Consider the following 17,678-nt stretch of genomic DNA (forward strand, 5'->3'; position numbering starts at 1 on the left):
TCAGTTCGGTGACGGCGTTGGCGATGATCGGCGCGAGGAACCCTTGGACGGCGGAAGGGTCGTCTGCGTCCCACTGTCGTTCGTCGTGTTCGCTGACGTCGTGATCGTCGCGTCAGGTGCCAGCTCCGCTGTAGGGGTGCCGGTGGTCGTGCTGGTGGTCGTTGCGCTGGCCGCAGCGAGGGGGGATTCCGTGGTCGGCGTGTTGACGGCAGGATCCTGCGTCACGCTCGCGGTGCTGATCGTGGGGTCGCCCTGCGCCGGTGCGCCGACGTACGCGGCGTCATCCGTCTTGAACGTGAACGAGTCCACCGACTGCCCACCGGTGCGCCCGAATACTCCCAGCTGCCCATCGCCGAGAGGCGAGTTGAACATGTGCGACATGATCACCTGCCCGTCCAGGGTGATCGTCGCCACCGTCGCCTTGAGCACCAGATTCAGACGGTAATCTCGACCGTCCACCAATGCCTTGGTGATGGCTCGGTCGATCACCCAGCCACCGCGCGGCGTGACGTGTCCGATGACGACGCGACTGCCGGCGACATCCAGCGCGACGAACTTGAAGTCGTCCGTGCCGTAGTAATCGAAGACGATACCGCTGAAACCGTTCGTGGCCAGCACCGACTCCACCTCAATGTAGCTGAGGGGGTCCAGCCGGACGCCGTTGATGGTTCCGGTACCGTCCGCCGCATAGCCGACCAGCGCGATGACCGGCCCCGCGGTAGTGGGCCCGCTCGCATAGCGTCCCGCGGCGGTGGTCCAGGATCCGGCGACTGGCGTGAACGCTGTCGTCGGCTCGTCGAACTGCTCCGTGCGCTCGAGCGTGATCTCGGGAGAGATGACCGTGACATCGATGTTGTCGAACCACCCGTGTGCCTGATTCGAGCCGAAGCCGTACAGGCCCCGGTTGAGCGCGACCGTCTCGCCATCGAGGATGCGCGGCGAGAACTGATGGCTGAAGGCGTTCTTGCCGTCGATCGTCACGGTGACGATGAGCCCGTTCACGATCACGTTCAGGTTGTAGCTCTTGCCCGACTTCACTCCGCCGGACACCGAGCCCTGCGCGTCGTACCACCACCCGTTCACGTCCCGGTGCCCGATCACCATTTTGTTGGTCGACTGGTCGACGCCGGCGAACTTGAAGTCGAATTCTCCGAAGTAGTCGAAGATCACGAACGCGTTCGCCTTCCAACCGGCGGTGGGCTTGTCCATCGCGATCCGGGCGGAGAGTTCGTAGTAGACACTCGTGTAGCTATCGGAGTAGAGAACGGCGACGGCATCGTTGGCGTTGCTCGTCGCGGTGACCTTGAGGATGCCCGACTGGACGACGAACGCGCCGGAGTCGGTGGCGAAGCCCTGCAGGGTGCCGTCGTTGAAGTCGGCCCCGCGCAACGTGTCCCGTCGTCCGCCCGGGATGTTGCCGGCCTGCGGGTCGGTCGGCCCGCCCGTCTGCGTCTGCCAGTGGTTGTGGTCGCTCTGGGTGATCAGGCCGAGTTCACCGAACGGCTCGCCATTGCGGGCGGGGTCCTCACCGGTGTCGGTGGCCCGCGTCGGGTCGGCGCCCTGGCTCTTCGACAGCGCGTAGAGGAACTCCGGCAGCTGCGGGTTCACCTGCCGGCTGACCGTCGCGATGCCGAACGGCGAGAACGGCACCAGGTAGGTGTTGAACTCACCCACCCAGTCGATGAGCCGGTCGCCGCCGGTGTTGCCGATCAGAATATCCAGGCCCGCTCCCCCGTAGACGCGATCCTCGAAGCTGGAGTTCACGCCGTCGGGCGCGTCGTTCAGTCCGGCGTTCGTGGTGAGCAGGTCGTCGACGTTCGAGAGGTCGTTGCCCCAGCCGGCCCAGATGGTGTCCTCACCGGTGCCGCCGACCGACCAGTCGTTGCCGAGATCGCCGAAGATCACGTCGTTGCCGTCGGAGCGCTGATTGGAGATCGTCCCGGTGCAGGACCCACGGTTGTCGACCGCGATGCAGGCCGTGACCCAGTTGCCCGAGCTGGCGTCGTTGTTCAGGAAGAACGGCCGGGTCCACGGTGCCGCGCCGCCCTTCCAGAGGCTGCCATCGGCGTTGAAGAGGATGGCGCGGCGCGGGTCGTACTCGTCGTAGAGCAGGAACTCTCCCAGGCGCAGCGCGCCGTTGCTGGTCGAGTGCCACGCGTTCGTGTCGGCCCCGAAGTGCAGCACGTCGCCGGGGTTCCACGGGTGGGCGAAGTCGATGTACTCGACACCCACAGGGTTGCCCGCCGTGTCGAAGTGCTGGGCATAGCCGGTCGTCAGCGCTTCCGCTCCGGAGATCGCGTCATCGCCTGCGCCGCCGTGAATCCAGTCGCCGCCGAGGCCGCCGAAGATGATGTCGTCGGCGTTGTTCGCGTCGAACGACGGCTGATTCGCCACGTGCTGCCGGCTCGCGTTCTCATTGGGGCCGAGGTTGTAGACGGTGAGGTCGGCGGCCTTCACGAGCTGGCCAGCCACGTTGATGGTTGCCGTCTGCACCTGGCCGGGCGTGTAGATGAACTCGTTCAGCACGTCGCCCTGGCTGGTCTTGGCGTCGGGGTCGACCGTGCGGAATTTGAGGATGCCGTACAACGGCTCCGCGAACTGCGTGCACACCGCGGACGAGGCGGTCGAGCATCCGGTGTTCCGGCTGGTGAAGATACGGCCGTCGTCACCGAGGATGCCGTCCGCGCCGGTGCCGCCGGAGATCCAGTCGTTGCCCCAGCCGCCGATCAAGTCGTCGTCCTGCGCGTCGCCGTAGATGGCATCGTGGTCGGCTCCGGTGTAGACGATGTCGTCGCCGGTCTCGCCGTGCACCTCGTCGCGTCCGCCAATCTGCAGGTACTTCCACGATCCGCCCGTGGTGTCCAGGATCGTTGAGCAGGTCGGCTGGGTGAGCGACCCGTTGCAATCGGCGCCGGTGCCCAGCCCGAAGTTCTCCGGCGCGAAGTCCGGACCGCCCACCGTGTAGTCCAGCAGGTGCACGCCGCGCACGACGAGCTTCTGCGCACCGTAGGTGTCGTAGTTGAAGGTGACGTAGTTGGCCTGGCCCGCCGCGCCGGTGGGGTTCACATCGGTGCCGTTGACGCCGACGACGCGGATGATGCGGCCGTTGTCGGCGGAGATGGTGTCGGCATCGCGGGCGTGCATGTTCGCGGCCGACGTGCCGTCGGCGAGAATTCCGCCGTCCAGACCCGGCGTGCTCGCGATTCCCGAGGTCTGGTTGTTGATGCCGAGCTGGGTGCCGGCGCCGCCGAAGAGCAGATCGGCGCCGCGGTCGTCGCCCGGCGCGTACCACTCGGCGGGGGTCGGGACGCCGTCCGGCCTCAGTTCCGGGCGCACCAGGCTGAAGAAGTCGCTGGACCCGCCGACGATGTCGTCCTGGCCGAGGTTGCCGAAGATCCGGTCGTTGCCGGCGTTGCCCTCGAGGTAATCGTCGCCATCAGTCGCCGCCTCGAAGGAGGGCACGACCACGAGCACGCCGGTGAAGTCGCAGACCAGCGACCCCGGGGCGCCCAGGCAGCCGAGCGGAGTCCGCGACGCGCCGACATGCCAGGTGGGGGTCTGGTCATCGGTCATCCTGGCGAACGCGCTGTCGATGCCGCCGTCGCCCTGAATCGTGTCGTTGCCCAGTTGGCCGAAGATCACGTCGTGCGCCTGGCCGCCGGCCAGGTAGTCGTTGCCGAAGCTTCCCGCGCCTGCCGTGCCCTCGTCGAATGCGAACGTGTGGAACAGGTTCGTCACGTCGTATTCTGCCCACCACGGCGCCCCATCGGCGTCGCGGTAGGCGCGCGGTGTGCCGTCAACGAGGAGAAGTCCGGAGTTGTCCTCTCCGACCACTCCCCCGCACGCATTCGGCCGGTCGGTGCGGCTGTAGAGGAGCGTGCCGCAGAGGGTCTGGAAGCGCGGGCTGGTCCAGTCGCCGGGCGTCCGCTCGAAGACCACATTGTCGCCGAACAGGATGTCATCACCTTCGTCGCCGTCGACCATGTCATGGCCGGCGCCGCCGATGAGCACATCGCGACCGAGATTGCCGAAGATGACGTCGTCGGCGCCACGCTGCAGGGTGCGGCTTTCAATCGAGACGATGGTCGCGATCGCCGTGGTCTGGATCTTCTGCAGCCTCGGGTCCGGGAGGTTCGGGTCGGCGACAGCTTGCACGATCGCGCCGTGGTCGCCGAAGATCACATCATCGTAGGCAGACTGATCTCCGCCGGTAAGCGTGCCGGGACCATCGCCGAAGAGCAGGTCGCGTCCGGCGTCCAGGAGCGTGTCGCGCACCGGCGACGGATACGGCGCGATGGTGGTGCCGTTGTTGAGGGAGCCGCCTCCGGTCACCGATGGCGCCGGCGAGCGGTCGATCACGGCGATGTCGAGCGCCCGGGTGAAGACGTCCACGTTGATACCGGAGTCGCCGTAGATGTGGTCCACACCGCGCAGGCCGCGAATCTCGTCGTCGCCGGAGCCGCCCGCGAGGTGGTCGCCGGCCTGGCTGCCGATGATGAGGTCGTCACCCAGTCCGCCATAGGCCGTGAAGCCGACAGTTGGCAGATCGTTCGCTGCCCGGTGGGCGAACAGGCCGGAGGCGTCGATGATGTCGTTGCCGGCGTGGTCATACGGGTGGGCGAGGCCGAGCACCCACTCGTCGTCCTCGTTCTCCGCGTCCGGGATCCCGGTGAACGGATCGAACGGCTTCGGGCCGAACTCCATGCCGAGCACATCGGACGCCCGGCCCGAATACCAGACTCCGTCCTGAGACGTGTCGCCGTAGACGACCAGCGGGGAACCCGGGCCCGCGACGGCGTCGCGGTCGCACGCCACCCCGTCGATCGGGTTGACCAGGTTGCAGACCGTGATCACGTCGCCACCGATCCGCACGCCGCCGTCGCGGGTCGCGTCGAACCCGGTGATGGTAAACAGTGGCGCGTTCCAGACCGCCGCGCCCGTGGCGTTCAGGGACACCGATGGCTGGAATGCGACGTTCCAGAACGTCATGCTTGACGCGGTGAGCGCCCTGATCGTGTACGCGCCGGGCATGCCGGAGAGGCGCACCTGCATGCCGATTGTGAAACCGTCCGCCAGGAAGGAGCCGCCGTCGGTGCGGAGCAGGTAATCGGTGTGCACTTGCACCGGCGCGGTAACGGTGACCTCGACCGGGTTCGCCACGTGCACCGTCGTCGCGACGGTGCCGAGCGGGCCGGTGTAGACCGGACCAGACAGGTACATCACCGAGCCGGCGCCGCAGGAGGGGAACGGGTCGTCGAAGGCGCAGGCTGCGTCGCCGAAGCCGAGGATCATCCGGGTAAACGCTTCGCCGGCCAACTGCACATGCTGCGGGCCGATTCCGTAGGGGTCGCCGACGACGTAGCCGCTGCCCGCGAGGGCCGAGGTGAGACCCCACGGCAGGCCGTCGAGTCGGGTGAGCACGAGCCCGGTACCGGCCGGGGCGCCCGCCGCGGGGGCCGAGCGCAGCATGTCGAACGAGTTCTGGATCGCCGAGTTGCCGCCGCCGTGCACCGTGGTGATCCCGCCGTGCGGGCCGGGCACGAATACGGTGCGCGTGCCGGAGGTCGCCGTCGGGATGCGCTCGCCGCGGCGAAGCGTGAGGGTGGTTCCGTCGTCGGAGATCGCCATCAGGCGCCACTGTCCGGTGAGTCCCTGGATCATCACGAGTTGCCCGACCACGAAACCGTCGGCGGCCCAACTGCCGGAGGAACGGGTGACGGTGCCGCCGTCGCCCTGAAGGTTCGGGGTGATGGTCACCGGCGTGGAGGCGGTGACGGGCACGTCGGCGCCGACGACGGTACGGAGCGTGGATCCGGTGGCGGCCGCGCCGCTCACCAGCCGCAGGTACATGACGGTGTTGGCCGTGGTGTCGGCGAGGTCGTCGTCGCCGAAGCCGACGACCTTCCAGGTTCCGGTCATCCCGCTGATCGTCACCGGCATGCCGACGACGAAGCCCTGGGCCTTCCAATCGAACGCTGCCGGGCGGCTGAGGCGGTGGGTCGAGCCGAATTGTCCTGCGGATGTGGCGAGCACGACCGTGCCGGTGAGCTTGACCGCATCATCCGGTTGCAGCGTGCCCTGGATGTCGAGGCGGTCGTTGCCGACGCCGAGCATCAGGTTGAACACCTCAATCGTGCTCTTCGCGCCGTTCGTCACGAACCGGCCGTCGATGAACTGCACGGTGCCGTAGCTGATACCGCCGGGGAAGACCTGCGGCTCGCCGAACGTCTGGCCATCGGTGCCGCCGAAGCCGGCACCGAAGTCGAGGTCTTGTGCCATCCCGAAGCCGGTCAGGGACGTGCCGGTCATGACCCCGCGGCCATTGGCCTGACTGGAGTCGTTGTAGACGTTGAGCATGTCGATCTGCTTGAACTCCGGCGCTTGCGCCCCGATCGCGAAGAGAGGTCCGTCCTGTTCACCGGGCAGCTTGAGCCCCAACTCGAGGGAGCGGTCGGCGCCGGACACGCCGCCCTCGACCGCGAGCGGCCCGCGCAGCTTCGACACCAGGTGGGTCGATGCCGGGAAGACCTTCACGCCCACCCGCTGGAGCGGCTGGCTGTATGCGACGTCCGCTTCCAGCACGATGTTCTTCTCGGCCGCGTAGTCGTCACCGGCCGCGGCAAACGTGACCACGGCAGCGATGCGCACCACACTGAACTGGCCGCCGGAGACGAACGCTGCGAGCGAGTCGCCGGAGAGGCCGGCCGCGCGAAGTTCCAGCTTCTCGTCGTGGCCCGCGTTGTCGCCGCGGATGACGGCGATCTTCCCGCGGATGCAGGTGGCGCCCTGGCAGATTTCGACCCATTGGCCCTCAAGGAAGCCGTCGGCCAACCAGCTGCCGGAGGCCGGCCGCACGAGTCGCCAGGCGCCGCCGACGAACTCGGTCGTCGCGTTTCCGTCCCAGATCCCGGACCGGGTGAGCAGGTTGATCGCCACGCCGGTGCCCGAGCCGCAGCCGGCGACCGGGCCGTTCAGCGTGAGTGTCTTGCCGTCGGTGCCGACGGAAAGGATGGTGAACATCGTCGGGCCGCACGCGGAGATCCGGATGCGTTGCCCCGCCAGGAAGCCCTCGTCGATGAAGCTGCCGAGGTCGCTGCCGTTCGCCCGGCTGATGGTGTTGCCGGCGAAGCTCAGGTTGCCGAGGAACCTGCGGCTCGGGATGTCCCCGCCGACGACCTGGTAGTCGGCCGAGGTGACCGCGGCGCCGCCGACCGACACCACGTCGACGAGACCGTCGGTGAGCAGGGCGATGGTCACGCTGCCGTTCGGCGCCTTGGTGAGCCGGATCGTGTAGCTATCGGTGCCGCCGGGGATGGTGCACGCCTGATTGCCGCAGGCGATCACCACGGTGTCGCTGCCGGTCGGGATGCTCACGACATTCGGGGTCTCGTCGTCGTACACGAGCACGTCGGTGCGCTGCAGGCCGCTGCGGAGGTTCGGGAACGGGTACTTCGCCACCGCCGCGGGTGTGGTGAGCGCCGTGTCGAGTTCGTAGTTCACCACGGCGGTGAGCGGGTCGCCCGGGTCGCTGTTGTTGCGAGCGTGGACCACGATGCGCAGCGGGACGTCCCAGTTCGAGGAGTCGAAGCTCACCGAGTAGTAGCTGCCGCCTGCGCCGTCGGAGGACTGCCGCAGCCGCAGTGCGGGCACCGCGGAAAGGTCCAGGCTGATCAGCCGCTGGCTGGCGGCATCCATCCAGACCTTCACCCAGATCGTCTCGCCGGCCGCGGGGGCGGTCGCAAGTGACAGGAGGATGTCGTCGGTGCGCTCGGTCGCGGTGCTGCCCTCGATGACCACGGTGCGTCCGTCGAGGCTGGTGCCGCCGGGGGTCACCGGAACCGCGTAGACGCCGGGGGTGTCGTTGTCGTAGACGAGGGCGTTGACCTGGCGCACCGCGGCGCCGTGGAACCGGGAGTCCGCGCTGATCACCGAGTGCTGCACGACGACGATGCGGTCGCCCTCGGCGCGTGGGTCGTCGGCGGCCCAGAGGTATACCCGTTGCGGGGTCTTCCAGCTGTCGCCCACGGTGGTGAAGGTGAGCACGACGGCGCGACCGGCCTCGTCGACGACGACACCGTTCACGACCTTGTGACGCTGGAACTCGCGGGCTTCGTCGCACTGGCTGTCGTCGGTGCCGACGCACAGCCAGACCGAGTCGCCGATGCCGTCTGCCAGCGGTTCTGGGTTGAGATCGGCGCCGTTCGCCTCCTGCGAGGACGCCAACGCGGCCGAGACGGTGACGTACACCGGTGCGGTCGGCTTGACCGCGAGTTCGACCGTGTAGTGCGCGTAGCTCTTGATCACGGCCGAGCCGGTGGCGCCCTCCCGCACCACGGTGCCGCCGGACTGCTCGCGGATCACGACGATCCCCTGACCGGAGGTGGCCAGGTTGTACGGCAGGCCATCCGTCGGCAGGCCATCGTAGCCGGGGTCGTTCGGCGCGGTCACGACGTGGTCGACTGCGCCCGACAGGCCTTCCAGCTCGCGCGTTACGATGTCGGCCGTGACATCCCCGGTGACGCTGATCAGGTCGGAGCCGAGCCCGCCGATGATGCGGTAGGCGACCCCGTAGGCGGTGGACTGCACGAAGAACTGGTCGTCGCCCTCCAGCCCGTCGACCTCGACGACCTCGATCGTCGTGTACCTGACGTTCAGTCCCCCGCCGAAGACGCCCGTGTCGGTGATCGCGAAGTCGTCGGCGAACTCGGTGCCGAGCACGATCACCTTGTCGAACCCGGTGCCGCCGTCGACGTTGACCGGCGCGTTCACGTTGTACTGCACCTCGTCCTCGCCGGCGCCGGCGCGGATGTCGAGCGGGCGTGCGGTGGAGAAGCCGAGGCCGATCACCGGCACCGCGACGCCGTTCGCATCGAGCGGGATGACATCGTCCTGCCACCTTGTGTTGTCGAGATCGACGTTCGAGCCGGTCAGGTGGTTGAAGGTGGTGTGCGCGTCGGCGTTGTTGCAGACGTTGTCACCGTTGTTGTCGTAGCGGATGTAGCCGTTCGCCAGGGTGCACTGGCCGCCCGGGACATCCGGAACCGGGAACGCGCCGGTGGTCGGGTCTGCGGCGAACGTGACGTCGCTCAGGCCGCACCCGGCGATGTTGTCGGCGTCGGTGTCGCACACCGCGGCGATAGCGAACGAGCGCACGATGAACAGGTCGTTGTGGTCGTCACCGTTCAGTTGGATCTCGGCCTGGTTCGAGTAGACCGTGAAGCGATCGTTGCCGGTGCCGCCGGTCGCCAGGAGCGGAGCGTGGGTGCCGGGGCTGAGCCAGCCCCGGGTGGTCGGCACCAGCGACGGGAAGGTATCCGCCGGGAGCAGTGCACCGCCCTCGGGGCTCTGCTCACCGTCGCGCTGGGTGCCGAAGATCTGGCCGATCTGGAACGTGTCGTTGCCGGCGCCGCCATCGAGCGTGATCGTCGCGGTCGTGTCGTCGACGAAGAACGCGTCATTGCCGCCCTGGCCGTACACGGTGATGCGGCCGTTGATCGCGGTGTCGTAATTGATCCGCTGCACCAGCGGGCTCGGCTCGTTACCGGCGATTCGGTCACGGTAGCTTCCGATTCCGCCGTCCGCCGCGCCCGAGCCTGCCAGCAGTGCGATGAAGGCCGGGTTGTTGGCCGTTTCGGTCGGGGTCAGGCATCCGCCAGCCACACCGGGCTCGAGCCCGAACGGGCTTTGGTTGTCGATGCACCTCAGCGCCCGCAGCAGGAAGATGTCGTCGGTGGCGGCATTCGTGGTCGTGCCGGCCAGGTAGCCGTTGTAGTGGGCCGCCAGGTTGTCGTAACCGTAGATCGCCAACTCGTCCACGCCCGCATCGGGCGCGCCGGTGTCGAGTACGTTGATGACGTAGTTGCGCACGTTGCCGTGGCTGCCGTTTGTGTACACCGCGTAGTAGTCGCTTTCGCCCTGACCATCGAGGGTCAGGGTGTGGCCGGCACCGACTCCGGACTGCAGGCCGGTCGGGCTGGTCACGACGTCCATCGACTGCAGGTGCCAGACGGTGATCCGATCCTCGCCGTCGCTGGTCAGCGAGTCCGTGGTCGCGTTGCCGTGGATCGTGGTCTTCGCGCCGAGGAAGATGTACCCCGCGTCGCCCCACTGCTCCTTGTTGAGAGCCGGGTTCGTGGTCTGAGCCAGGTCGAGTCCGGACGGATCGCCGAGCTGGATCAGGTCGACGTCGCTGCCGCCCCAGACGTTGATCTGTCGGCCAGTGACCGGGTTCGCGCTTGTGGGCGAGCACAGGCCCATCGGCTCGTCGCCGGGGCCGCCGGGCGTCACGACGCAGTCGGCGATGATGCGGCCGCGCAGGATCATGCTCGTGCCGTACTCGTCGGTCGGGGCGACGATGGTGCCGCCGGTGTCGGCATTGCCGAAGTCCCCACGGATGTCGATGGAACGGTCGGCGAGGATCTGCGAATTCTGGTGCAGTGTGATGTCGTCGCCGACGCGGAGCTCCACGCTGCCGGTCTCGGCCAGCACGGTACCGTTCGGGATGACCCGGGGGTGGTCGGCGTCATTCGCCGGCGCCGTCGTGTCGTCTTCCGCGAAGTTCGCGGTGCCGTCCCGAACCAGGAACAGGTCCTCGTCGATCGCACCACTCTCCCGTACGGTGATCCGGATGTCGCCGCTCAAGGCGTGGGCGAGAACGAGTCGCAGGTACTCGTCGGTCTCCGTGAGGTAGATGCCGGTGCCGGCCTCGAGTGCGACGTCGTCGGCGACCGTCGCGAGGCCGGCATCGGAGCTGCCGTCCGGGTTGTTCGCGCAGTTCACGTTCGTGCAGGCGAACGGGGATCCGACGAGCGAGTCGATCTCGAGATCGTTGGCCGCGACGCCGATGGATCCGCCGTTGGCGTCCAGGTCGATGGACTGGCCGATCACGTCGGCCGCGGCATCGTTCTGCGCGTCCAGGATGCTTCCCGCGCGGCTCCGGAGGCTCACGTTGCCGGTGGCGAGGGAGGCGTCGCCCGCGGTGTGGACGAGGCCGACCTGCAGGTCGCCGGCGACCTGGTCGAGGTAGATGCCGGCCGTTTTGTCGTCGTCGGCCGCGGTGTCGTCCGCGTCGAGGTCGCCGAGCGGTCCGCCAACCGCGTTGACCTGGATCTCCAGGAAGTTGCCTGGCAGCCCGATGCCGCCGACCCCGGACACGCTGCCGGCCCCGCCGAGCAGGTTGTCGCCAGCATAGAGGTTGATGTTGCGCCCGGTCACGTCGATGCCGTTCGGGGTGCCGGCCGCGCAGTCGAGGTCGTACGCATCGACGCAGGTGCTGTCGTCATCGGTGCCGATGAGCCCCGCGTCGAGTTCGGCGTCGAGGATCATGCGCGGCGAGCGGAGCGTGACGTCCGCGGCGATCGTCGCCGTGCTGCACGCCCCCGGGGCCGCACCGGTGCACAGACCGGTCGCGTGGATGTGGCCAACCCGCAGGTCGCCCTTCCCGCTTTGTTCGATGACGGTGATGCTGCCGTTGGTGAGCACGTCGATCTTGCCGGAACCGTCGCTCGATCCGTGGCTGGCGCCGGTCTCGTCGTCGGTCCAGGTCGCGTCGGCATCGGTGTGTGCGGTCACGGTGAGCTCGGTTGCGGCCGAGGTGTGGAAGATTGCGACGTTATGTCCTGCGCGGATGTCGCTGAAGGTGTAGTTCGCCGCGCGCTGGCTGAGCGTGGTGCCGAAGGCGACCAGCACGACCTCGCCGCCGACGATCACCGGAGTGTCGGCGCCGCCGGTGCACCCGGCGCCATCGGGACGGAAGTAGCACGTGGTCGGCACCGTTTCGCGAACGGGGCCGCCGGGCAGGTTGTCCGGGGTGTAAATCCGCACGTTGATGTCGCCGACCGCGCCCGGGTCGGTGCCCTCTGCGCTGTCGCGCAGGATCACCACCGCGTCGTGTCCCGCCTTGATGGACGAAACCACCGGATTCAGCGGTGCGGTGTTCGCGGTGAGTGAGTCACGGCGGATGGTTGTGACATCGAGGAAGATGTCGGCTCCGGCCTCGGCGCCGAGGTGGATGGGTTTGAGCGTCGCGGGGACGCCGACCTCTCCGGTATGCGTGATCTGGAACAGGGCCAGGGTGATCGGCTGGGCCACGGTGCCGATGGAGCCGAGTTCGGTATCGAGGGTGACCCGGTTCGCGAAGATCGTTTCGGGGCCGGCATCCGTTCCGCTGAGGATCGAGCCGCGGTCGTTGGTGACGCGCACGGAGCCGATGTTGTTGACGATATCGCCGTCGATCGTGAGATCGTGCCCGGTGGTCGCGGCGCCGCGGAGGCTCTCGATCACCACGTCGGTGGCGGGGAAGATGTGCTCGACCTTGAAGAACCAGCGGGTGGCCGGCGGTGCGTGCGCCCCGTTGTCGACGGACACGTTGATCGTGCCTTCCGGGGTCGTGGTGAGGTTCGAGTTGAGCGTGTTGATCGACACGCTCGGTGAGGCCGTGGTGCCCTTCAGGAAGACGGCCTTGTCCGAGGAGTTGCGGATCTGCACCGAGTTCCAGGTCTCCTGCATGTAGAAGATCCCCAGGAGCCCGTGGATCAGGCCGTCGCAGGCGCCGGTGCAGCTCGCCTGGTGGTTCGCCTCGAACAGTGCCTCTGGCTTCTGGTCGTAGAGGATCGGGTCGACCCAGATCGTGTCGCCGCCCACCACGTCCCCGATGCCGAGCGGGGTGCCGAACTGTGTCGCGCGCACGGTGACGTTGTCGGTCTTCGCAATGATCCTGCCGCTCGCGTCGACGATGAGGATCGGGTTGGGTTCGCCGAGCAGGTACGTGGTGGACTCCCACAGGATGTCCCGCGCCGGCTGGTAGGTGAGGTTGGCATCGGAGCTGCCGAAGTCGAACAGCCCGCCGGAGCGGTGGGCGTGCACGTAGAGGTTCGAGAAGTACTGGTACGCGGCCACGTGCAATCCGGCGGTGCGCACGATCGATTCATCGGCACCGACCACCGAGGATGTCGTGGTCGCCGTGACGTCGGCTCTGGCATCCGTGTCGCCGCCGCCGCAGCCGCAGTTCGCGTTGGCATCGGCTTGCAGGTCGAGGTTCTCGTGGGCGGAGCGGATGAACACGTCGGTGCCTTCGACGGCGGAGTCCTTCTCGAGGGTGACGGTGGCGGCGCTGTTCAGCCTCACGTACGCGCCGGCGTCCGAATCCGCACCGAGGGCGTAGGCGTCGGCGTCGGAGCGGGCGATGCCGCGGGCCTGAAGGAGTGCGGTCTGGATCGCGCCGGTGGCACCGTTCACGGTGTGCTGGCGGCCGATGGCCGCCGAGAGCTGAACCTCATCGCCGAGGATGCTGCCGGTGCCGGCCACGGTCGTCGCCACGGTGGCGGAATGCTCGCCACCGATCTGGACGCCCTGGCTCGAGTCGTCGTTGGCGTCGGTGTTCGTGCCGAGGCCGCCGGAACCCGAGGATGCGCGTGCCGATGCGTCGAAGCCCGCGGCGGCATCGACGAGCACGGTGCGACCCGCGACGACGTCACCGGCGACGAGCGTGCTCACGGTGAAGCCGAGTTCGAGGTCGACGTCGGTGTCGGCGCCGGAGATGAGGCCGCCGGTGCGGTTGACCGCCTCTCCGTTGGCGGTGATGAAGCCGAGGGCGGTGATCTCGACGTCGGTCGAGGAGAAGATTGAGGCGCCATTGGCGACCACGACGGTGACGGTGTTCACGACGTGGGCGTTGGCGTGAGCCGCCCCGAATCCGATGAATCCGCCGCCCCGGGCCACCGAACTCACGGCGGCGTTGGCGTAGGACGTGCCGTTGAGTTTCACGGCGCCGCCGCGGAGTGTTCCGTTCCGGATATCGACAGTGACCGTCGGCCGCACGTCGACCGTGGAGTAGACGTCCTTGAAGTCGAACCCGCCGCCGCCGATGCCGGTGGAGGTGGCGCTCGGCACGCCGTTCACCCCGCCGCTGAGGTCGGCGAGCAGTGCTCCCGGTCCGCCGACGCCGATGAGGACGTGCGGTGTGCCGACGAGGCTGCCGTTCGGGAGGTCGAGATAGAGCTGCTGCGTTCCTGTGCCTTGCGAGACGGCTGCGATGCCCTCGTCGACGAGGCGGTGCGTGCCGAGCTTGTCGACCAGGCCGGTCTGCACCGTGCCGGCGGCGTCCTTCAGCTGGAACGTGGTGCCGCTTGTCACCGAGATGAAGTACATGTTGCCGTCGACGAGCCCGATCGACTCGTGGCCGACGCGCTGCAGGCTGTGGGTGGCCCGCAGCCCGGCCGGTGTCGTGTTGGGGATGAGCGCGATGATCTGCATGACCTCGGTGCACGGGCGGAGGTCGACGTCGGTGCCCGGGTCGGCGTCGTAGGTTCCGATGCCGGCGTGGCAGGCGGAGTCGGCCAGTCGGATGGTGTGGTTGCCCGCCCCGAACATCGGGCCGAATCCGTCGAGGTCTTCGAGCACGATCCACACGTGCTGGCCGTTCACGAGCCCGCCGATCGCGGGACCGCCGCTGACGGTGTAGATCCACTCGGAGTTGTCGATGGCGCCGTGGTTCGGGGCGTAGATCGTGTTCCACGCCCCGTCGTGGCTGATGGCGCCATCGGCGTTCTGGTCGAGTTTGCCGTCCCCGTCGGTGCGCACGTCGACCAGGCTGGACTTGAAGTCGATGGTCGCGGGGGCGTGGTACACCACGGCGCGCCCGTCCAGGCCGGTGGTGTCGCCGACGGTGAAGCTGCTGCCCGCAGTGATGCTCGGGTTCACGAGCGAGACGACGGTGTTGCCGGACTGGGTCAGCGGTGAGGTGGATAGGCGCAGGTCGAATTCGTCCACCGCGTAGACGTAGTAGGCGTTCCCGCAGGTGAGGCCGCCCACCGGCAGTGTGCCGAGCGCACCGCCGCCGTTGCAGTTGTAGACGACCCTGTCGCCGGTGCGGAGGTTGTGTCCTCCCGGGAAGTGCAGGGTGGCCGTGGCGGCGGAGACCACGCCGGCCGCGGTGAACTGGACGCCGAGCCTCAGCGTGTTGTCGTCGACCTTGATGATGCCGTAGCTGCGGCCGTCGCCCAGTCCGGCGATGGCGTTCGGGTTCGGGATCGTGCCGTCCTGCACGGCGGGGTCGGTGGACGCCGGCGCGCTGTAGGTGATGGTGCTGCCGGTGTCGATTCCGTGCGGAAGCGCGAAGCAGATGGTGTCTGCGCCGTTGCAGTTGATCGCCTGGATCGTGCCGTCGGAGAGTGTGGCGAGCGCGGCGCCATGGCGTGCGGTGATGGAGAGCAGCCCGCCGGCCTGCGCGAAGCCGCCGGTCACGGTGGCAACCACGGTTGGTTTGTCCACCGACTTCGCGGTGAAGCCCGCCGTGATGGAGATCACGCCACCGGTCGTCGCGTTGGCGAAGGAATCGGCATCGGTCAGGGACTGCGCGAAGACGGTCAGGGACTGCGCCGCGGTCACCTCCCCGCCGCCCAGCGTCGCCGAGACGGTCGGTGCGGTGTTGGCCTCGGCGGTCGAGGCGTTGACGGCCAGGATGCCTGCCGAGAAGCTGTCGACTCTGGCGTTGGTCGCGTCGTCGCCGATGGCCTTGACCTCGATGACCAGTGCGCCGGCGTCGCCGACCCTGCCGACTGCCGGGTCGATGTGCGTGGTTCCCACGTCGCCGTTCAGCTCGGCCTTGGTGACCGCCTTGTCGGTCGCCGTCGGCGAGACCGTGCTGATGCTGACGCCGCCGAACGCGACCCCGCCGGAGGCGGCTGTCGCGCGGTTGCGCGCGTGGGCGTACAGCACGAGTTTGCCGGTGACGCCGGAGATTTCGGCCGGGTCCCCGACGATGGCGGCGGTGACCGCCGCGGTGGAGATGTCCGCGTTCGCCACGCCGCCGTTCACCCCGGCGAGCCCTGCCGCAATCGCGATGAGGGTCGCATCCACCGTGTTCGTGCCGCTGGCCTCGATGGTGAGGTTCTTCGCCGCCGTGACCGTGCCATCCCAGCGGGCCACCGTTGGCGCGCCGATCGTGGCGATCGGAGCGCCGACGGCGATGCCGGCGAAGAGGGAGACCGTCATCACGTTCGAGACAGCGGTCGCCGAGTTCACCGACGTGGCCGTGATGGAGACATCGGCTCCCGGCGCTGCGATGGAGCCGGCGCCCGTTGCCGACACCGCGGAGGTGATCTCGGCGTGGGCGATTCCGACGGCCAGGCTCACCAGCGCCACTGCGGCGGTGAGCACGCGCGCCTGGGCGGTCGCATGGGCGTTCGCGCTCACCTCGACCGAGGTCGCCGCGGTGATCGCGCCGTCCATGGTGGCCCGCACTTCGTTGTCGACGTCGGCGAGTGCGATCATCGCCTTCAGGTCGATGAGGCCGCCCGAGACGCCGTCGACGATGCTTCTGACGAGGTTGCCGTCGTCGTGGGTCTTCGCGGTGACCCTGATCGCACCGGTCGATGACAGTGTGCCGCTGGCGACGATGGCCCGGATCCACGCGTCGGAGGTGATCTGGGTGCTCGCCCAGGCGCCGCTGATGCCCACCAGCGCAATGGCGCCCATCACGGTGTCCGCCGTCGCACGGTTCTCCGCGTCGGCTTCGACCGCGATGGCCGCTGCGTTGATGACGCTGCCATTGACCTGCGCCAGGGTGTGTCCGGCAAGTTCCGCGAAGACGACCTGAATCTGGACGCTGACGCCGCCGCCGCCGCCGGCCGGGGCGATCACGGCGGCCTCGTTGTCGGCGGTGGCGCGCACCGTGACGGCGCCGGTCGTGGTGGTGGCACCGCCGAGCACGGATTCCAGGTGGCGTGACGAGTTCGCGCGGGCAACGGTCACCCCGAGCGCGACGGCGCCGACGGTGACGTTCAGCGTCTTCACGGTGACCGTTCGGCTGCCGTCGGCGGTGACGGACACGCCGCCGGCGCCGATGCTCCCCGTCGGTGCGGCCGAGGCCCTGGCCGTGCCGGACAGGTCCACGAAGGTGATCACTCCGCCGATGCCGATCGCGCCGCCCGCCAGCGAGATGCCCAGCGCGTCGACCGTGACGTTGTCGATGACCTTGGCGACGTAGCGACCGACGGTTCCGGCCGCGCCGACGGCGACCGTGCCGCTTGCGGTCTCGGCCCGGTTGTCGCCGGCGACGCTCACATAGGCGACCGCGAAGCCGACCGCTCCAGCGCCGGCGGCGACCCCGATGGAGTACACGTTCAGGGTTCTGGTCGCACTGGATTCGACGAGCACGCCGAGGCCCGCCCGTCGCAGCTGGGCGCCGCCATCGATGTGCGCCCGCTGCGTGCCCGTGTCCTTGATCACGGCGACCTGGCCGCCGAGCCCGACGAATCCGCCGCCAGCGGCGAGCCCGAACCCGAGTGAGTCCTCGACCATGACGGCACGGACACTGATTTCGTCGGCAGCCCCGGCACCGGCGGTGACCACGGCGGTCGATCCGATGCCGGCATCCGTGCGGCTGCGGATGTTCAGCACGAGCACCGATCCGCCGCCGCCGACCACACCGCCGCCGATGGCGCCGGCCACGCCGAGCACCTGCAGGTCGTCGATCGCCCACACCCGCACCGAGTGCCCGGCGGTGACGAGACCGTCGATGCTGGCGGTGGTGCCGCCGCTCGGCGGGGTGGCCAGCGCGCTGGCGGTGAGCCCGGTGGTCGGCGCGGCGCCCGCGATGGCCGCGGAGGCGCCGGCCAATCCGGAGGTGACCCGGCCGTTGGTCTTCTCCTCGCCGTCGACCATGACCCACTCGGCGG

At 68.6% G+C, this 17,678-nt stretch carries 1 protein-coding gene (only partly in view); it reads right to left on the reverse strand.

Features of this window, described 5'->3' with window-relative positions:
- Nucleotides 1–17,678 carry the 3' portion of a hypothetical protein gene (locus ABFX56_RS15700; RefSeq protein ID WP_346234306.1) on the reverse strand. It continues 10,753 nt past the right edge of the window, so 17,678 of the gene's 28,431 nt are visible here — the last part of the coding sequence; its start codon lies beyond the right edge, outside the window — the gene reads right to left on this strand; the stop codon is at nt 1–3.

It is taken from the genome of Parafrigoribacterium mesophilum (assembly GCF_039652555.1).
Classification (GTDB): domain Bacteria; phylum Actinomycetota; class Actinomycetes; order Actinomycetales; family Microbacteriaceae; genus Parafrigoribacterium; species Parafrigoribacterium mesophilum.